At 53.9% G+C, this 17,143-nt stretch carries 20 protein-coding genes and 1 pseudogene; 12 read left to right on the top strand and 9 right to left on the bottom strand.

All coding sequences use genetic code 11. The features are described from left to right. The 3 genes and pseudogenes from GXB81_RS18270 to GXB81_RS18260 form a co-directional block, all read right to left on the bottom strand. Positions 1 to 126: pseudogene (locus tag GXB81_RS18270) on the bottom strand (magnesium chelatase domain-containing protein); the annotation flags it as partial. 209 nt (positions 127 to 335) lie between these two features. Beyond that, positions 336 to 1,379 carry a ParA family protein gene (locus GXB81_RS18265; RefSeq protein ID WP_205989967.1) on the bottom strand — a complete coding sequence of 348 codons (1,044 nt, stop codon included), beginning with the start codon at positions 1,377 to 1,379 and terminating at the stop codon, positions 336 to 338. 445 nt (positions 1,380 to 1,824) lie between these two features. Next, the gene (locus GXB81_RS18260; protein ID WP_205989966.1) at positions 1,825 to 2,241 is read right to left on the bottom strand and encodes a hypothetical protein; all 417 of its coding nucleotides are present in this window, start codon (positions 2,239 to 2,241) and stop codon (positions 1,825 to 1,827) included. A gap of 684 nt (positions 2,242 to 2,925) precedes the next feature. On the opposite strand from GXB81_RS18260, the gene GXB81_RS18255 reads away from it, so the two are divergent. Further along, positions 2,926 to 3,783: a DUF5677 domain-containing protein gene (locus tag GXB81_RS18255; RefSeq protein ID WP_205989965.1), complete on the top strand. Its 858-nt coding sequence runs from the start codon at positions 2,926 to 2,928 to the stop codon at positions 3,781 to 3,783. A gap of 234 nt (positions 3,784 to 4,017) precedes the next feature. Continuing rightward, positions 4,018 to 5,325, top strand: coding sequence for a DNA cytosine methyltransferase (locus GXB81_RS18250; RefSeq protein ID WP_205989964.1), 1,308 nt, complete (start codon positions 4,018 to 4,020; stop codon positions 5,323 to 5,325). A gap of 39 nt (positions 5,326 to 5,364) precedes the next feature. On the opposite strand, the gene GXB81_RS18245 is transcribed toward GXB81_RS18250, so the two are convergent. Then, a complete protein-coding gene (locus GXB81_RS18245) occupies positions 5,365 to 6,222 on the bottom strand; it encodes a hypothetical protein (RefSeq protein WP_205989963.1) in 858 nt (285 codons plus the stop codon). 118 nt (positions 6,223 to 6,340) lie between these two features. On the opposite strand from GXB81_RS18245, the gene GXB81_RS18240 reads away from it, so the two are divergent. Then, complete coding sequence (locus GXB81_RS18240) at positions 6,341 to 6,757, top strand: very short patch repair endonuclease (protein WP_205989962.1); 417 nt, start codon at positions 6,341 to 6,343, stop codon at positions 6,755 to 6,757. A 39-nt stretch (positions 6,758 to 6,796) separates the two neighbouring features. Here the strand turns inward: GXB81_RS18240 and GXB81_RS18235 are convergent, their stop codons facing one another. Then, positions 6,797 to 7,144 (bottom strand): helix-turn-helix transcriptional regulator, encoded by a 348-nt coding sequence (locus GXB81_RS18235; protein ID WP_205989961.1) that lies wholly within the window; start codon positions 7,142 to 7,144, stop codon positions 6,797 to 6,799. Positions 7,145 to 7,393: 249 nt separating this feature from the next. Between GXB81_RS18235 and GXB81_RS18230 the strand changes: the two genes are divergently transcribed. The 9 genes from GXB81_RS18230 (at position 7,394) to GXB81_RS18190 (ending at position 13,990) form a co-directional block, all read left to right on the top strand. After that, entirely contained in the window at positions 7,394 to 7,777 is a 384-nt protein-coding gene (locus tag GXB81_RS18230) for a hypothetical protein (RefSeq protein ID WP_205989960.1), read from the top strand. Between the two features lie 157 nt (positions 7,778 to 7,934). Further along, positions 7,935 to 9,527: a hypothetical protein gene (locus tag GXB81_RS18225; protein ID WP_205989959.1), complete on the top strand. Its 1,593-nt coding sequence runs from the start codon at positions 7,935 to 7,937 to the stop codon at positions 9,525 to 9,527. 60 nt (positions 9,528 to 9,587) lie between these two features. Further along, the gene (locus tag GXB81_RS18220) at positions 9,588 to 10,091 is read left to right on the top strand and encodes a hypothetical protein (protein WP_205989958.1); all 504 of its coding nucleotides are present in this window, start codon (positions 9,588 to 9,590) and stop codon (positions 10,089 to 10,091) included. A gap of 7 nt (positions 10,092 to 10,098) precedes the next feature. Then, on the top strand, positions 10,099 to 10,353 hold the full coding sequence (locus GXB81_RS18215) for a hypothetical protein (RefSeq protein ID WP_205989957.1): 255 nt from the start codon (positions 10,099 to 10,101) through the stop codon (positions 10,351 to 10,353). 104 nt (positions 10,354 to 10,457) lie between these two features. After that, positions 10,458 to 10,781, top strand: a complete 324-nt coding sequence (locus GXB81_RS31485) for a hypothetical protein (protein WP_241016423.1) — start codon at positions 10,458 to 10,460, stop codon at positions 10,779 to 10,781. Positions 10,782 to 10,795: 14 nt separating this feature from the next. Then, a complete protein-coding gene (locus tag GXB81_RS18205; protein ID WP_205989956.1) occupies positions 10,796 to 11,482 on the top strand; it encodes a hypothetical protein in 687 nt (228 codons plus the stop codon). 5 nt (positions 11,483 to 11,487) lie between these two features. Beyond that, positions 11,488 to 12,309: a Sir2 family NAD-dependent protein deacetylase gene (locus tag GXB81_RS18200; protein WP_205989955.1), complete on the top strand. Its 822-nt coding sequence runs from the start codon at positions 11,488 to 11,490 to the stop codon at positions 12,307 to 12,309. A gap of 177 nt (positions 12,310 to 12,486) precedes the next feature. Next, entirely contained in the window at positions 12,487 to 13,080 is a 594-nt protein-coding gene (locus tag GXB81_RS18195; protein WP_205989954.1) for a hypothetical protein, read from the top strand. After that, the gene (locus tag GXB81_RS18190) at positions 13,073 to 13,990 is read left to right on the top strand and encodes a Kiwa anti-phage protein KwaB-like domain-containing protein (protein ID WP_205989953.1); all 918 of its coding nucleotides are present in this window, start codon (positions 13,073 to 13,075) and stop codon (positions 13,988 to 13,990) included. The genes GXB81_RS18195 and GXB81_RS18190 overlap by 8 nt, the downstream gene beginning before the upstream one ends. 98 nt (positions 13,991 to 14,088) lie before the next feature. On the opposite strand, the gene GXB81_RS18185 is transcribed toward GXB81_RS18190, so the two are convergent. The 4 genes from GXB81_RS18185 to GXB81_RS18170 form a co-directional block, all read right to left on the bottom strand. Then, complete coding sequence (locus GXB81_RS18185; RefSeq protein ID WP_205989952.1) at positions 14,089 to 14,709, bottom strand: hypothetical protein; 621 nt, start codon at positions 14,707 to 14,709, stop codon at positions 14,089 to 14,091. 245 nt (positions 14,710 to 14,954) lie between these two features. After that, complete coding sequence (locus tag GXB81_RS18180) at positions 14,955 to 15,668, bottom strand: hypothetical protein (RefSeq protein WP_205989951.1); 714 nt, start codon at positions 15,666 to 15,668, stop codon at positions 14,955 to 14,957. 94 nt (positions 15,669 to 15,762) lie between these two features. Then, complete coding sequence (locus GXB81_RS18175) at positions 15,763 to 15,957, bottom strand: hypothetical protein (protein ID WP_205989950.1); 195 nt, start codon at positions 15,955 to 15,957, stop codon at positions 15,763 to 15,765. A gap of 42 nt (positions 15,958 to 15,999) precedes the next feature. Beyond that, entirely contained in the window at positions 16,000 to 16,593 is a 594-nt protein-coding gene (locus GXB81_RS18170; RefSeq protein ID WP_205989949.1) for a site-specific integrase, read from the bottom strand. Positions 16,594 to 17,143 lie beyond the last annotated feature (550 nt).

Below are 17,143 nucleotides of genomic sequence, written 5' to 3'. Positions count from 1 at the left end.
GGCGAGGATGCCGAGCGCGATCGGCAGATCGAAGCGGCCCGATTCTTTCGGCAGATCGGCCGGCGCGAGATTGACGGTGATGCGTCTCACGGGGAAGTCGAAGCCGCAGTTCTGCAGCGCCGCGCGCTGGAAGTCGCCGCGGCCGGCGGCCATCACGTGCTTAACTTGTGGCCAATTAAACCCGCTCGGAGCGCAGCCCGCCGATCGAACACGCGGCTGGATCGATAAAGCAAGCCAAACCTTGTTTGGCGGACTAAATGCGCCTGTCAATCAGGCGATGCTGCACGATTTAGCTCGCCGTAAGGGCTGCTGATCCAGGCAAGTCGTCTTCCACCTCACCAGAGGTTGCTGCTAATGAATCTCAGTTGGTTCTTGATCTTTTCGACAGAGCCGTTGACATCTGTCTTGATTCGGTTGATCCGCGTCGAATCGCCCGCGTTCATCAGTTCAATGGGTTTGGACAAGGCTGACGATACGCGGCCAGAGCCAAGGAAGTCGTCGGTCAACACAATGTGTCGGTCCGGATCATTGGTGGTGAAGTGCGCAATGTTGCGTCCAACAATATCGCGGACCTCTTCAAGAAATACTTTCGTTTGCTGGTTGGGTTCGTTGCGCGCACCTGCGCGCGTGGTCCAACCGCATCCTGTCAATACGATCATCTGAATCTTCGGCGAGTGATTGTCCGACGGCATCGAACGACGAAATTCGCTGGACGGGTTCGACAACGTCCGCAGCATTAAAGAGAGCGAATTCACCGACTGCTTGTCTGTCCGAACGGGGACAACTAGCGCATCAACTGCGTGCCACGCCAAGTGGGTACAACCGGCAAAGAAGGGCGATGTGTCGATCAACACCTTATTCGTACCAGTTTCTTGCATCTCCCGGTCGATTTCCGTCTTCAACGAGTAGAGCAGTGAGTCGATTACGGTGACTCGCTGTGGACCTGGCAACTGGTTAGCCGCCGCCAGTGCATTCGCCATCTGTGACGGTAATGTGTAGAGCTCTGCCGACGATGGCATGAAATAGCTGTTCTTATTGCTGAAAAACCGGTTTGTCGCGCCAATGTACTGCGCTACGCGACTCGCTCTCCCCAACCCAGGAAAGAAGTACGGCAGCAACATATCGTTCACCGTCGTGGAGACATTTTGGTAGTAGTTGTTGTCGTAAAAATACGACAGGTTGCCCTGCGGGCATGTGTCGACTGCGAGAAGGTCGTTCGTAAGGTACGACAGATTGAACGCCAAAGAGGTCTTGCCGATGCCGCCGCGAAGATTGCAGATCGCATATCGATCAAAGATCGGAAGTCCCAGCGGTGCACCATTCCCTTCCGAAATCGCATTTTGACGCGCAATTATTGCGTCACTTAAAAAATGAGCCATGTGCCCTCCATTAGTTCCGTCAATTCTGACAGCGTAACCGCCGATAGTCAACGAAATCGGTGGAACTAATTTAAAGAATGGAGGTTTAAACTCTTGCGAACTACGCTGGTGCCGCGACTGCTGGACCGAACGAACACCCTGGCGTCATGATCATCTGCCCCTGCAACGAATGTCTGTGATCGAGAATCGCCGATGTCTCGTGTGGGTCGAACCCGATCCGACGGCAGATGCGCGGGAGATATTTTTGAGTGCGACCCTCTATTCGTAACGTGCATAATCGCTTGATGTATCTCCGGTCGCCGTTCGAACACGCGGTCGGACCGATTAGCGCGGCAAAACCCGGGTTTTAGCGGGCCGAGCAGGTTATTTTTCTATTGTGTCCACAATCCCAATCTGAACTACCCGGACGAATCGACTCGTCCGGGTACGGCCACCGAACCGACAATCAATAGAGGGGCGGCGCTGCGAGGTCGCAGTCCGGATCGGCGTCCTTTGCTGCTTCGATTTCATCCTCGTTCTTGCGACGCAGCTCCGTTACCGACTTGAATTCGTTCTTGGGCGAACGGATCGGCGAGATGCAGATTTTCAGCGTGTCTTCGTCCAGACGCGCGACATCGAAACCAGGGCGGCGCAGAGCGACTTCATACTGCTCGATCACTTTGTCGCGCATCTTGTCACGGCCGGTTGCAGTGCGGATCGCGTCGCGCGTAACCGTAACGCACGGATTGATTTTGTCTTCCCATTCCGCTTGGAGGTACGCAGTACCAACTTCGCGGTTCAGGTTGATCGTGTGGCGCAGCACCAGAGCGTCGATGATCTCCTTCTGGAATGCGGCGTCCTTTTCCCCGTACTCGTTTGTCATTCGCCTTCTCCTTTAGTTAGTGAACCGCCATTGTGCAGTCGGATTCAACCAACGCAAGATATCCGCAAGCCATTGTTTTATAACGATTTCTGAAAATGCGAATTTGATTCAACCCGCGTGCGCATACGTTTCAGGGAATAGCGCGATGCCTAATGCGCGCAATGCCTTCCAGGACCGGCCGCTGCACGTCACACAAATCTCAGTGAAGTCGATGGCAATCGAAGCGGTGCCTCTCCGCGCCACACCAATTCGAATCGAACCCGTTTCGAACGAGCCGTCCATACATAACGAACTCAAAGAGGCTGAGACATCGTTCGAACGGCCGTTGGGATCGATACAACGAACACCGCCCTCGGTTTCGGTGCGCTTAACATGCTTACCTTGTGGCCAATTAAACCCCATTTCCGGAATCATCTCTGCATCTATCAGCCGAAATTTACTGACGTATTGTCAAACCACGCGCTGAATCGGTTCCTGATGGGGTTTAATCGGTTTCGCAACTACAGCTACATTCATTGTTTACCAACACGATCCGGTCTGGCACAGCCAAAAACTGCTGCTGCTCAGCGTCCGCTTCTGGCTAGTTCAGCTGTGGAGGCGGACGTGATGTCTGATGTCGCATGATTGCAATACAAGCATCGATTACGACCCACCTACAACACGCTAGGTTTCAAGGAACCGACTATGCCTGCATCGCCAGCAGTTTGGGCCGCCGAGGCAAGCCGCCTAATTTTCGACTGCTTCGACCAAGCTAAGCCATATTTGGATCAAGCGTATGAAGGCCTTCCGCCTCTCGTCCGATTCGTCGCTGCACAGCTATTCATCGACTGTCATCTTTCCAGTGAAAGCTCTCTCCTCCTAATCCAGTCGGGCAAGGAGTGGGACGCCGACCTTATTTCCCGCTCCGTCATGGAGGGCTCGGTCAAGCTCGCGTACATGTTGTACGGGTCATCATCGGAGATCGAGTCGAAGGTCGGAGAGTACTGGCACGTGTTACCGCTTTTCTTTGCCATCCGACACGCTGAACATGCAAGGCAATTTCTTGACGCCGTACCTGATGCCGATGCGCCCGAATGGCATTCGTTTAAAGAGTTGCTCGTCGAACCTGAGGAGGTGAGCTTAATCCGGGAAAGCTACTCCAAACGCGCACGACAAGAGATTGAAGAGAGGTGGTCGTTTGCTGGCATTTGCAGGTTCTTTGCGCGAACCGAAGAACCAGGGCTTCGACATTTCGTACATCTTGCGCACGGCTACTCAATGAGCAGCCACCTGATCCACAAAGATGCGGACAGCATCGGAATGATCTGGGAGCGCTCAACTAGGGACGAGGCGCGCCAGACTGCTGCCAGCCTTGGACATTCGGCGCGCGTAATCTCAGACGCATGCGCGTTTGCAAGGCTGCGCCTACTCTCATTGCTACGCGCATGCGGCGAACCCAAGAAGGTGCTCAGTGACATTGACGTCAAGTACGCGGATCTCACTGAAAAGCTAACGTCTGCAAACCGGTACTTCAATGAGGTCGAGTACCGCGGTAAAACGTAACGCGGCGCGCGCCGTTCGAACACGCTGTTGGACCGACAAAGCCCGCCAAAACCCGGGTTTTGGCGGGCTAAATATGGCTATCTTGAGACCAATTACGCCCTACCAATCCATTGTCGCTGCTGCGCCTAGGCCGACGGACGGAGGGTGGTCCGCCCCCAAAAAAACGATCGACAACGGCTGATCGTCAAGATAGAATGCGCCTAGTATTCATGCTCGTATATAAGTGGAGAATTTATGGCTCGTCCTATCGGGATCGACCTGTTCGCGGGGGCGGGCGGGTTGTCGCTAGGTTTTGAACAAGCAGGTTTCGACATCGCAGCAGCGGTTGAGATCGACCCGATTCATTGTGCAACGCACGAGTACAACTTTCCTAGGACGAAAACGATATGTGCCAGCGTGGTCGACCTAACCGGCGACGAAATCCGGCGCCTGAGTGGAATCGACGACACTGAAATTGATGTCGTGTTTGGCGGCGCACCGTGCCAAGGTTTTTCAATGATCGGGAAGCGCGCGCTGGACGACCACCGGAACCAGTTGGTCTTCCACTACGTCCGACTGGTTAGCGAACTTCGGCCGAAATATTGCGTTTTCGAGAACGTCAAAGGGCTAACACTAGGGAAACACGCCCAATTTCTGACCGAACTGATCGACGCCCTGGGAGATGCAGGCTACAACGTCGTCCTCCCATATCAGGTGTTGAACGCGTCTAACTACGGCGTGCCCCAGTCAAGGCAGCGACTTTTTCTGATCGCTGCTCGAAATGACCAGACGATGCCTGTGTATCCCATTGGAATAGAAGGCAGAGTGACCGTGCGCCAAGCGATCGCCGACTTGCCCGATGCCGACCAATTTGACGAGCTTTGTTCAAGCGATTCAGTTCGCGTCGAATGGATTACGGAATCTACCTACGCTCGCCGTCTGCGCGGCATCGAAGTCGATAACACCGACTATAGCTATTCACGCGCGTTCGACCCGAATGTTCTCACGTGCAGCCTCATTACCGAGCACACAGAGCTATCGAAGACTCGCTTTCTGGCGACACCTCCCGGTCAGACGGAAAAAGTTAGCCGATTCTTGCGACTCGATCCGGAGGGGTTGTGCAACACCCTGCGTGCCGGCACCGATAGCGCACGCGGCGCCCATACTTCGCCGAGGCCGATTCACCCTGTGTACCCTCGCGTACTGACCGTAAGAGAAGCAGCACGACTTCACTCGTACCCGGATTGGTTTCGGATGCATGTGACGAAGTGGCATGGCTTCCGGCAGATCGGCAACAGTGTTCCGCCCCTCTTAGGAAGGGCTGTCGCGTCAGCCATAATGGACGCTTTGGGTGAGATTGCGACGAAGCCGGAAGAGGTTATGGCACTAGGCGACGAGTCGTTGCTCTCAATGAATATGGGAGAAGCTGCTGCCTTTTTCTCGGTCTCGCGGAACGTGATCGCTCAACGCAACAGAAAGACCATTGATAAGAGGTCAACGGAGCCCGTATCCGAGGTTGCGGACGAAGACATCGAGGCGCCGTTCGAGCTAGCGCCCTCTTAACGTCGTTGGTTGGCCGTCAACCCCGCAATGGTTGACGACTCAAATACCGTTGACTGCAGGCAAGAGCATGTACATAGCGTCGCGGTGAAACTCGGGTGAATCGAAAGTGGCGCTTTCCGCACGGTGGACCGCTCGGAATTCCACTACGTAAACGCCCTTTCCCCTAATTGCAGCAATCGCAACGGGAACGACGACATCGTTGTCGGTCGATTCGAAGGCGGCCTTTACTTGCCTAGCAATTTGCTCAGTTAGGATCCGTTGGTTGCCCTGCTTCGCTTCCACCGTGATCAGCACTCGCCCGGAAGGATCATCGACTCGCGGCTCGCGCAATGCGAGGAACAATGCGTCGATTTGAACCCGCCTGAGTTTGATGTCCATTTGCAAATGGTTCAGCTCGACCGGTTCGATCTGCCGATTGTCACCAATCGCAAAGTGGCTCTCGATAATGCGAAGATTCACAGCTACCTGCAAAAGCCATGACTCGTCCGTCCTACCCAACGCCTTAGACGCGATGGGCAGACTAAGACTTTGAATCGGAACTACCGGCGTACTGTTCGTCGGGCGGAAGTCGACAGCAAACCCTTCAGACGCTCCAGCCACCACAGGCACGAACTCAAAGACCTTCCCGTCCCCAGTGATCTGCTCACCCACGTAGCCCAGTTGCCGCACGCGGTCCGGCCAAATTTTGGCCGCGCCTTTCCCTCGAACGATATCCTTCATAAAATTGAAAGGATTGCTGTCGGGCTTAAAAGTGGTGCCGCGATGCTCATTGCAGAAGCGCTTTGCGTCCTGCACATCGGTTGCCGTCACGACCGCTCTTGATAGCGTCCCCGACGCGGCGTCGTACAGTTGATCGAATATGTGCTCGATGACAATCGTTTTTTGACTTTTGGCCATGCCCGCGTAGCGTAGTATTCTTGCGAAGACCAATCAGCATATCAAACTCGCGCAAACTTCGGGCAGACTTCGTCGCAGAGCAAGCGTGACCCTCTCGAAACGTCGCAAAGCAGTAGCAATGGACAGACTATCGCCCGAGAAACGCAGTTGGTTGATGTCTAGGGTAACGTCAAAGAATACGAGCCCTGAACTCATGGTTCGCGTGCTGTTGCATCGATTGGGGTACAGATTTCGACTGCATGGGCGTGGCCTTCGCGGCAAACCCGACATAGTTTTCTCGAAAAAGAGAAAAGTTGTCTTCGTCCACGGGTGCTTCTGGCATGGCCATGTAGGTTGTCGGCTTGGCCGACTACCACAGAGCAACCTAGATTTCTGGGCTCCTAAAATCGAACGCACACGTACACGGGACCAAGAGACGGTCTCTGCGCTGGAAGCGGAAGGCTGGCAATCGTTGGTGATTTGGCAATGCGAGTTGAAAGATATCGATTCGCTGACCGAGCGGCTCACAGCGTTTTTGGGGCATCCACGGTCGTAGCCTTCGATAGATAAGCTACAAGGCGGGTGCCGTCGCCCGTTACGCGGTTGCGAAGCCCCTCGCAATCTGCCTCGCAATGTTCACGAGTAACTGACGCTTCTCATCGGATAGTCCGTCGAACAGGTCGACGACATCCCGCACTTGATCTATCTCCCTGCTGGACACCCCGGTCAGCAGTTCATCTAGTCCGCAGTTGAAGACCTCCGCCAGTTCGGCAACGCGAACCACCGAAGGAACCGCTACGCCAGTTTCCATACGGGACACGGCTTCACGTGTGATTCCCAGTTCCTCAGCGACCCGCTCTTGAGATAACCCAGCGGCAACGCGCCTCGAAGCTATCGCTCGTCCCACTGCCCTAACAAGCGCCGCCTTCTGTTGCTCGTCCATATGTGACCTTTTACGTACGGCCGTAATGGTCGGCGGAACGATCATCAAATCCCATGAAGCATCGCGTCACGCCGTGATGTTTAACGTTACAATTCGTCAAATCGCGCCACAACCGTCTTGGTCCGGCTCGGTAGAGTGCGACCGCAGGGCAGCCATAACCATCTGATTTATCGACAAAAATCAGTGTACGAAGCCCAAAACGCTGGATAGTATTTCTCTGTCGATGTGATTTTTCAACAGGAGATATCTATGAGCACGAAGGTCGAAGCGAAGAACACGGGCACGGACGAGTCGACGACAACGGCAACCGTATCGGGCGAACAGACGGTCAAGGCTGAGGCAGCACCGGCGGGGGGACGGGGAAAAGCGAAACCTGCACGGAAGACGGAAGCTACCGACACGGCCGAGAACTTCCGGGCAACGCTCACGAAGCTCGACGAGGAACGTACGGCACTGGCGAAGTCGGCCATCGAACAGTTGAAGCCGGGACGTCCGTTCGATCCGGTCGCGGTACGGAAGATCAACGAGATTGATCGGAAGAAGAACCGCCTGCTGGTGTCGCGATTTGCCTTCCTTCTCCGTCGCAACAACGAGGACGTTCAGGCCATTGCCTACCAACTCATGCAGATTTGAACTTCAGTTCGGCAGCCACAAGCCGATAGACCGAATTGATGCCGCTCGGCCATAACGAGCGGCGTTTTAGCAGTCGCGCAAGCGCGTAGGAGACCAACAATCACGCGAACAAGCCGACCATTCTGAAGACGCTGCACCAACTCGAATGAAAACGATAATGAAGTTGAACGTCGCAACAGCACTTGTCATTGGGGTAAGCGCAGGACTGATTTCCGCATGCGGGGGCGGTGGAGGCGGCGGATCGTCGCCAACTTCAGCCTCGTCTCCGACTCCGGCATCGACACCGACTACGGCATCGTCGCCCGTCGGTCTGTTGGTCAACTATCAAGCTCAAATTGCGAGCGCTGGCAACACTACCGCATATGCCGCTCCAATTGCCAATGCAGAAAACAGTGGCAGCTACGAATCGCCGAACGCGAATATGCGCGGCTTCGGTGTCGGCAATTTCGGCGGCAACCGCTGTCCGGCCATCGTCAGTGCGCCGACGTATTACGATGTTACGCCCGCTCTTCCGATTCAAATCTGGACCAGTGACTGCCACGGCAATTTCACGCTGAATACGTCGAATTTGCTCAACGGCGCCGTTCCGACGACGGCCTTCGTTGACGCGACGCTCATCGGTGATTTCAACAACACTGGCGCAGACAGCATCTTCTTCAGCGATCAGGGTCTCGAAAACTCGAATGCCAGCAATCCCGGATTTACTGGTGCGTTCAACACTGAGCTGTTGAGCCAAAGCGGCAAGCTGACGGACGTATCGACTACAAATCTGCCGCAGGACGGAATGAATTTCAACCACGTCAGCACCATCTACAACAACGGCTCTCCGGGCAAACAAACGATTGTATTGACCCGCCTCGGTGGACCGGCTGTTACTGGCGCGGGTACCGAATTCCTGACGAACAATGGTTCCGGCGTATTCACTGCGAGTACGGCGCAACTTCCTCCCGAGATTGAATACGCTCCCAATGTTGGCAACGGCCTCGGCTCCGTTGACCGTATTAGCCAAGGCACGGCACTTCTCGCAAATCTCAATAACAGCGGCACGCCGTATTTGATCGCTGGCACGTATCGAAGCGGCACCACGCTTACGAATTCTCACGGGGTCTACATCTACAAGATGGTAAGCGGTGTCTATCAGCGCTATGCAACAGTTCCGATTCCGGCACAATACGCCAACATTCCCGGCTCCGGCGGCACCGTAAGTGCGACCAACATGCTCGGCGTCTCGAACATCGTCGCTGGCGACTTCGAAGGAACCGGACACCCTGATCTTGCGGTGATGTGGGAAGGCTCTGATTCAGCATATCTGCAACTCATTCACAACGATGGCCAGGGAAACTTCACCGACATCACGGCGTCGGCCAATGTCCCAGCAATCAGCATCCCTGGGAGCGGCGGCACGTTCCCGGCATCGTCGCTACAGGCGATCAGCATCAGCGGCACCGGCGACACCGAACTCTACGTCGGCATGATAAACGGGGTCTCGCTCAGCCAGATGGGTTCGTGGCGTCCTGTTCTGCATTGGGTGAACGGTCAGTTCCAGTACATGGACATCTTCAACGGCGCCAGCATCGACACGATTGCATCGCAGATCGGCATTGACGTGAATACGCCCGTCGAATTCACGTATGGAAACTTCGGCTCTGGCAAGACTGACCTGCTCGCCATCACTTGGGCTCCTGCCGTTGCAGAAGGAACGTTCAACGTCTATTACCAGAACACGTTCCACACGTTCTTGCATCAATAGCCAAGTTTGCGACGCCTCTCATTGGGAGGCGTCTCACACAACAACAAGGAAATCGATCGGATGAAACTTCTCGGCACGCTATTTTTCGGTCTCGGTACCGCAATCTTTCTTTTCCAGCTTATCAAACCAGAGTTGGCTGCCCGTCTCAATATGCCAAAGCAGTCGCGTCCAAAAACAACAATTCTCCTGCTCGTTTGTGCCGCTTTTACGATCGGCTCCGTGGGTATGCAAGCCAGCGGAGACGAATCTTCTGCATCAGATTCCGACGACGATAACGCTGCTCTATACGGTTCTTGGGAGTGTGCAAGCACGCTTCCACCGCCTGCTGGAACAAAAAACGGAACAGTTGCATTCCAATCTAATGGCCTCAACTGGATTTTTCCTGACGGAGGCTCAATTGGGGGCAGCTTCCTATTGAAAGGCCAAGCATTGACACTGGGATTCGGTAACGCACGATATCACGGAGAGGTTACGCATCTCGGGAAGCAGAAGTTAATTGTTTTTTTCTCGGGTGAGAGTAATCACGGTCTAACGGACGAAACGATGACTTGTGTTCGAGGATGAGAAGCCCATGTGGGATTATTTACTCGCGATAGGCGTCGGCGTCGTGGCTTACAAGCTCGGTAAAAAGGGGGCGTTTTACTACGGTGGCGCATATCTGATACTAGCGGGTTTCGCTCAACTTTTCGTTGATGCGCCAATGGTAGAAGTGCGCCTTTTTCTCCTCACTGCGTTCGCGCTCTGGTTTTTCGCCAGAAATAACACGAACCAACCCGAGAATAGTGTCAGCGTCAAACGAACGGGCGATGGCAGAACAGATCACTGACCGTTCACGGCACGATACGGTCGAAACCGACCAACGAACCAGGGCACCCCGCCCTGGTTTTTTTTTAGCCTCTCGAAAACGCACACTCATGAGGACCATTTGATATGGCCGACAATAGCAACGAAAAATCATCCAACATTCCGTTCTCAGGCTTCGCCGTTCCGTTGATCGAACTCGGAAGAGTCGTCATCACTCGCGCCGTACTCGAACACCTCGAACGTGAAGCCGCTGATATCTATCCATACCTGCATCGCCACGAACATGGCGACTGGGGTGACGTAACGCCGAAGGATGCGGAAGCCAACCTGTTGGGAGCGATTCACGGCGGGCGCACGTTTTCGGCCTACGAGGTCGCGGGCAAGCGTGTCTGGGTCATCACCGAAGGCGACCAGTCCTCGACGTGTGTACTATTTCCGAGCGAATACTGATCTGCGTGGATTCGATGACGACGATGCTTATTGCAGATATGCTGGCTGACGCTGAATTCGACCTTTCGGTAGCGGATCGTTCCGTGTCGATTGCGCTCGATAAGAGCGTCGATGTTCTAAAGTCGGCGGTGCCGTTTCAGTTGCCGGTCCGTATCGTTACCTGCGATCTGCCTGCCCGCGATATCGTTCTGGAAGACGCGAGGGAACTCTATTCCGGTGTGCTGTTGCGTTGGCTCGCAGTGTTCGCCGAGAAACCAGTGCTCGAAGGAGCCGACTTGAAGGACTTCATCTACTTGGTTCGCAACGTTTCCAGCGACAAAATTTCCCGTGCATTCGAGCAAAAACGGCCAGTGCCGCCCGGACTGCTTCGTAAACGAATACGAGACGAGTGCGACATTTGCGACGCGGTAATGCTGCGATGGCTCGGCAACGCAGAAGTCAAACCGCTGTACGAGCTTGCAGTCCGGTGTGACCTGCATTGCCTACAGCGTAACGACCAGATGAGCGTCCTCGAAGAACTTGGACTTACCGATGAGTCGATGTTTGACCTCCCTGAGGAAGAACTCATCCGACTCGACTTGATCGCACGACTCGAAGCTGAGAACCAACGACATCTATTGGAGTTTTGGGAATTCCTCGGCAACGATCTGATCGGCATCGATATCCATCACCTGCTCAACGACGCCACCGCAAACATTTGAATACCATGGATACCACCAAAGAAATCGAAGCCGCCGCCCAACTGATACGAAACGCTACCGGCATCCTCATCACGGCTGGCCCAGGCATGGGTGTCGATTCCCGCCTACCCGATTTTCACGGCGAAGATGGATTCTGGCGTGCCTATCCTGCGTTGAAAACCGATTGCATAAGCTTTCAAGACATTGCGAATGGCGAAGCATTCCGACGAGATCCAGGCAGGGCGTGGGGTTTCTACGGCCATTGGCTCAGTGTCTATCGACGTACCGTACCGCACGAAGGGTTCGACATTCTGCATCGATGGGCCTCCACGAAAGAACACAGCGCGTTCGTGTTCACCAGCAACGTTGATGGACAATTCCAGAAGGCCGGATTCCAAGAGAAGCGGATTCTCGAATGCCGCGGTTCGCTTCACCGTCTGCAATGCGTGCGACCATGTTCCCCCGACACATGGTCGACAGACAATCTGCATCCTGTGGTAGACGAAGAGCATTGCCGCCTAGTATCTGCGCTGCCGCGATGCCCAAACTGCGGTTCGGTTGCGCGGCCAAATATCCTGCTGTTCGACGATTCGGACTGGAACGATTACCACACAAGAATCCGACGGATGCGATCTGAAGCGTGGCTGTCAAGCGTCGAACGGATGGTCGTCGTTGAGCTGGGCGCTGGTCTTTCCATTCCGACAGTTCAAGCAATGAGCGAACGAACAAGGGCGCACGTCGTCCGAATTGCCCTCGAAAGACACGCGATTGATGGGAAGAACGGTATCGAGTTGCACGGACGTCCACTTGACGTGCTCCGCACGATTGCTCGAAACTTGACCTCATGAACTGAAGGATCAAGCGCACGGGTGCAGATGGTGTATATTTGGCACCGCGTTTCATACCCAGCAGTGCGACCAGCGATACTGAATCAACGAGCATCGATCAGAGCTCTCGATCAATGCGGCGTCTGAAAAGAAATGTTCATGCGAAAGACCATATAGAACCGCATCCATGAGGTAGAGATGCAAATCAAATTGATTCCAGCAGTGTTGTTGTTTTTGGGATCTTATTTTCCTCTAGCATTAATCTTGGCTGTTCAGGATGTACCGAATGAGGGTTGGGGGCGCCCGATTTGCAAATCTCTGCAGTTTTGGCGGTCATGCGATATCCCGCAGGTTGCACATCCGACGATGGCATATCTCTTCATAGTGGTCACCGCTGTGAGCCTCGTCTTTTTCCTATGGCTACTAAAGCATCTGAACGGCACGACGGAGATGACTATAAAGGAAAGCAAGTCGATCCCGAACGATCTGATCAACTATGCTTTTCCTTACATTGTGTCATTCATGGGTGTCGAGCTAGGCAGTTTGGGTAAGGTTGTTGGCTTTGGCTTATTCATGATCTGGTTGTTCGTCATTACGTACCGTTCAGGTCAGATCCTGATGAATCCATTGTTGCTGGCAGCTGGATGGCAGCTTTACGAAGTCCAGGCAGACATTGAGGGCAATCGTAGAACACTCCGAGCGCTTTCGAGGGGTAACGTCGTGCCAGGCCAGGTACTCAGATCCTGTCTGGTTCAAGGGATCTACGTTCTGAAGGCAAAAAAAAATGACTAAAGAGCAAGCACTAGAGGGATGCAGAAATTTCGACGTAGCACGCGCAAACCTATCGCTATGGACGTTCAAAAAACGCCAGGCTGGAGGCTTTAACGCTAGGTCAATCGAGGTCACCGACGCGCTCGTCGAGGAATTGAAGCGTATCGTTAGCGCATCCCTTCTGGCTCATACAGAAGTCGAAGACTACGCACTTATCGCACAGCGCAACGAAGTGAGCTGCTTGCATGTTGGAACAGATGAAACATGCTTCTCGGACCTCGCGGCACTCGTGGATGCGCCACCTGAAGAGCATCGGATTGCTGGAGAAAGAGATCTTCAGAATGTTACGGGATATCTGGTTCGTCTTCGAGCCGGTACGCAAGTTCTCTACTGCGTAAAAAAGGTTACTGACGCGTGGAAAACGAGAAAAGCCAAGAGTGTCATCAACGTTGTGATGCGCGCGAATCAGTTGGACCTTGTCGAGGATCGTAGCTTCACACTTGCAAAGTCTCTTGACTTCGTCGTGTACGGTAACGATCTGTTCATCATGGATAAGCGAGCTTTTGAGACGATGCTCAGCTACAAGATTGAGTACGCCAATTCGTTCGGCGAGTTGCAACAAGACGCCGCTTTTACGGCTAGATTTGCGGACATGGGGCCGTTGATTGAACACGTAGGGACTAACACGATGCATCTGCGGCGAATGGCCGTTATCCATCAAAAAGGGCACTACGCGGACGAGGCCTACATGACTCGCCTAAAAGAAGTTAATGCTCAACAAGGCTGGAACATTCAATTCGACGATGCTGGCCGTATCGTACCGACTGGCGAATCGATGAGAGCCATTATGCAAGTGCTATTGAACCATCGTTTGTACTCTCAATTGTCGCTCGATACCTTTGATGTTCCTTCGAGTTCGGCTGTTCAATAAGTGCGTTGTCTCGTCTGCCAAGAAATCGACAAAGCGAATACGATACAGTTTAAGCGACGGGAAAGGTCGCCCCACGGAGTTGCCGTTAGCAACACATCTCAAACCTCAGGCGCGTTAATGTTGGGAGGTATGATGGTACTAAGCAGCAGTTCAGGGTAAGCGACCTCTTGCTTTACGCGCGTCCATTCGTCTTTGAGCACCCTAGTTGTCTGCAATGTAACTTCGAGTACCCTTTTCTCCATCTCTTTCGTCAGCGCATGGGCGGCGCTTGAATACTTGGCTGCGCCCAGCCTTGTTACCAGCATACGGATTTCGTTGAGCGCGTCGATTAACTCAATGTGAGTGCCCTCTTTTCCATTGAGGCGCAAGCGTAGTCGAATGTGTCGCTCTTGGTGCTCGCGATCACGAGCTCCATTACCCTGCGAAAATTCCTTAAGCTGCTTGTCGATGGACTCTTGATTAACCGTGTTCCCTGAAGCAGTGGCCCGTTTCGCGACTTCCTCCGCTTCCGAATAGAGAGCTAGCCATTTCCAAGCAATTTCCTGCGAGAGCGCGAGATGTGCGGCCATGTCAGTGCGCAGTTCATCAATCCACTTCTGGCGCTTGTCCGCCACGAACGAGGCCGTGGCCCGGTTTGTGACGAGACGCTGCACATCGAGAGTGTCGCCGCTTTGCTTGACGAGTTGCTTGCGGTTCTCTTCCGCGATACGGATCTGCATGTCTCGCGATTCACGTCCTTGTGCGTCAGTTTGCTGACGGCTTCGGCGCGCAATGAACGTCTGAATGACAATGCCCCCCACGATACCGATGAGTGTAACTGACCCCGAGACAAGAATTTGCCAACCTTCTGTGTGAAGACTCATGCTTTAACTATTGAATTGGAAGGAGTCAGGGATTACAACGTCTAGATTGGAGCAGGCGTTTTTTGCACGGCCATATACGCCAGCAGGCAACGCCGCATCATTCAGCTGAACACGCCGAGCCCGCCGTTCTCATCTTCACCAATCGTCCAGAGATACTTATCGAACACTCTATCCCTAAACCACTGCTTCTTCGCAACAACTTTTGCTGTAGCGCGGTCAGCCCCCTTGGGGATAATCGACCAATCGAGAACTTCGTCGATTGCTCCAAGGGCAACACGGATGTCCTCTGCACGTGCGTCGTACTCATCTTTCCACGCCCGCGCAAAGTCGGTGTAATTTCCAGCCACTCGCCACTTTCGACGCCCCTCTCTCATCGCCCGTTCTTTCTGCAATAGGTGCAAGGCGTTCACCGCCCGTTTATCGTAGATGCGAACGTCATACAGACCACTGAACCACAGAAATTTGGATGCAGCAGACAACAGCGTCGGCGATGCCTTGCCATCCGATGCAGGAAACACCTGCCCGAGTTTATCGGCAAGGTCATGAATGCGGTCGTCTATTGCGGAGTTTGCCTTACGCTTTGCGGCTTCAACATGCCTCGCGACTACGTTCCAGCGACGGGCAATTTCCGCTTCTGATAGCGTTGCGCTATTGAAGTTTCTGGCTACCATGTACTTAGCCGCAAGCTCTTTCAGATCCTTGGTAGCAATGCGCCCGGCGGGCATAGCGGTGAGCGCTTTCATTAACCCACGGTCGGTGCGATACCACTGCTGGAGGTAGCTATATGCACTGTATCGGATCAGATTTTCCGGCATGACTTGGTCTATAAAGTAGTTGTTCGTCGCTACGTCAATAACGGCTCGGAACGTTCAAATCTTTAGCTTATCTTCCGGAAATAATCGGCGATGTTTACAACCCCATGTCAGCGAGCAGCTCCTCCGCTGTCATTGGCTCCGACCACTGCCCACGCTTTGCGTTCAGGATCGCCAGCACCACATCGTCCGGATAGCCGCTATTGTTTGTTCTTGCAACTCTGTTGAGCAGTAGCCGATAGCGACGAACCCGCACGTCGTTAGCGAGTTTGATACGCTTCGTGATCTTCATCGCAAGCTCTCCTCGAACGAGATCCGCATTACGCGGAATGGTTTACAGGATGTCAGCGCTGATCTGTTTCAGTCGAACAGGATTGTCTTCGACGTAGTGCGCGGTCATGGCAATCGACGCATGGCCCATCAACGTCGATACGGCCTTGATGTCCACGCCCTTCTCGATCAAGGTCGTCGCAAACGTGCGCCGGCCCGAATGGCTCGAAGCGCCCTGCAATCGAGCCTTCGAGTATATGCGCTGGAAGAGCTGCTGCAACGTGTTCGGCGAAAACTGTCCTCGCTTCTGCGAACGGAACAACGGCGCATCGTAGTTGAACAGGATGCCTTCGGCATTTCGCCGTTCATCGAGGTAGTCGCGAATCGCATCGGCAACCTTCGGGTTCGTCAGATACACATGCCGCTGCTTCCGGCCCTTCGTCATCGAACCATCGAGATTGATTTCGTCCAGCAGCTTCCCATCGTCATCGAGGACATGTCGGATGCGAAGCGAAGCCATCTCTTTCGCGCGCAGTCCGAGTCCGAACGAACAGTAGAGAAGTGCGACGTTTCGCTTCGCATGGGCTTCTTTCCTCACTACGTTGACGACGCGACGAAACTCCGAATCGGAGAGAACCTTCGCCTGCCCTTCTCGCATCGAGCACCCCGTAATGTTTATAAATTTCGTCATCCATACAATTTATAAACATTCTATCCAGCCTCGATGGGATCGTACACTGGTAGGATGGCCTCAGGATTCGGAATGTTTACTTCTTGTATTTGCTAAACATTCCGCCGGTTTGAACTGGCGGGCATGGACGGGCGGTAGGCTAGCCGCGCAGCACGCCGTCAGGGACGGTCGGGCGGCTGGTCGAACAGGTCAATTCAGGCTGGCCGGGACGCCGCCCCTGAATTCGCCGTCCACTGGGTCAGGCCTATGTACAAAAATGCAGCCAAGCCCAGTAAGTGATATTCGTAGGGGTTACTACCTTTTCATTGGAAAGCTCAACATTTTTGTACAGCGCCCAGCCCGACCCTCGACCCAGCCTCTCCCACACCTTGCCTCAGTCTTGCCTAGCGTCGCCAGACCATGTACAAAAATGCAGCCAGCCCCAGTAGATGAATATTCGTTGGTGTTACTACCATTTCACTGAAAAGCTCAACATTTTTGTACAGCCAGCTTGATCGTCTTGCCTGACGCTCGTTAG

The sequence above is a fragment of the Paraburkholderia sp. Ac-20336 genome (assembly GCF_017105025.1).
Taxonomy (GTDB): Bacteria; Pseudomonadota; Gammaproteobacteria; order Burkholderiales; family Burkholderiaceae; genus Paraburkholderia.
This window is presented reverse-complemented; position numbering and strand designations above follow the sequence as displayed.

What these genes read in the sequence shown, in the direction of transcription:
- GXB81_RS18265 (WP_205989967.1), bottom strand. Translation starts at nt 1,379, where the DNA reads ATGGCTCATTTTTTAAGTGACGCAATAATTGCGCGTCAAAATGCGATT.
- GXB81_RS18260 (WP_205989966.1), bottom strand. Translation starts at nt 2,241, where the DNA reads ATGACAAACGAGTACGGGGAAAAGGACGCCGCATTCCAGAAGGAGATC.
- GXB81_RS18255 (WP_205989965.1), top strand. Translation starts at nt 2,926, where the DNA reads ATGCCTGCATCGCCAGCAGTTTGGGCCGCCGAGGCAAGCCGCCTAATT.
- GXB81_RS18250 (WP_205989964.1), top strand. Translation starts at nt 4,018, where the DNA reads ATGGCTCGTCCTATCGGGATCGACCTGTTCGCGGGGGCGGGCGGGTTG.
- GXB81_RS18245 (WP_205989963.1), bottom strand. Translation starts at nt 6,222, where the DNA reads ATGGCCAAAAGTCAAAAAACGATTGTCATCGAGCACATATTCGATCAA.
- GXB81_RS18240 (WP_205989962.1), top strand. Translation starts at nt 6,341, where the DNA reads ATGGACAGACTATCGCCCGAGAAACGCAGTTGGTTGATGTCTAGGGTA.
- GXB81_RS18235 (WP_205989961.1), bottom strand. Translation starts at nt 7,144, where the DNA reads ATGGACGAGCAACAGAAGGCGGCGCTTGTTAGGGCAGTGGGACGAGCG.
- GXB81_RS18230 (WP_205989960.1), top strand. Translation starts at nt 7,394, where the DNA reads ATGAGCACGAAGGTCGAAGCGAAGAACACGGGCACGGACGAGTCGACG.
- GXB81_RS18225 (WP_205989959.1), top strand. Translation starts at nt 7,935, where the DNA reads ATGAAGTTGAACGTCGCAACAGCACTTGTCATTGGGGTAAGCGCAGGA.
- GXB81_RS18220 (WP_205989958.1), top strand. Translation starts at nt 9,588, where the DNA reads ATGAAACTTCTCGGCACGCTATTTTTCGGTCTCGGTACCGCAATCTTT.
- GXB81_RS18215 (WP_205989957.1), top strand. Translation starts at nt 10,099, where the DNA reads ATGTGGGATTATTTACTCGCGATAGGCGTCGGCGTCGTGGCTTACAAG.
- GXB81_RS31485 (WP_241016423.1), top strand. Translation starts at nt 10,458, where the DNA reads ATGGCCGACAATAGCAACGAAAAATCATCCAACATTCCGTTCTCAGGC.
- GXB81_RS18205 (WP_205989956.1), top strand. Translation starts at nt 10,796, where the DNA reads ATGACGACGATGCTTATTGCAGATATGCTGGCTGACGCTGAATTCGAC.
- GXB81_RS18200 (WP_205989955.1), top strand. Translation starts at nt 11,488, where the DNA reads ATGGATACCACCAAAGAAATCGAAGCCGCCGCCCAACTGATACGAAAC.
- GXB81_RS18195 (WP_205989954.1), top strand. Translation starts at nt 12,487, where the DNA reads ATGCAAATCAAATTGATTCCAGCAGTGTTGTTGTTTTTGGGATCTTAT.
- GXB81_RS18190 (WP_205989953.1), top strand. Translation starts at nt 13,073, where the DNA reads ATGACTAAAGAGCAAGCACTAGAGGGATGCAGAAATTTCGACGTAGCA.
- GXB81_RS18185 (WP_205989952.1), bottom strand. Translation starts at nt 14,709, where the DNA reads ATGCAGATCCGTATCGCGGAAGAGAACCGCAAGCAACTCGTCAAGCAA.
- GXB81_RS18180 (WP_205989951.1), bottom strand. Translation starts at nt 15,668, where the DNA reads ATGCCGGAAAATCTGATCCGATACAGTGCATATAGCTACCTCCAGCAG.
- GXB81_RS18175 (WP_205989950.1), bottom strand. Translation starts at nt 15,957, where the DNA reads ATGAAGATCACGAAGCGTATCAAACTCGCTAACGACGTGCGGGTTCGT.
- GXB81_RS18170 (WP_205989949.1), bottom strand. Translation starts at nt 16,593, where the DNA reads ATGCGAGAAGGGCAGGCGAAGGTTCTCTCCGATTCGGAGTTTCGTCGC.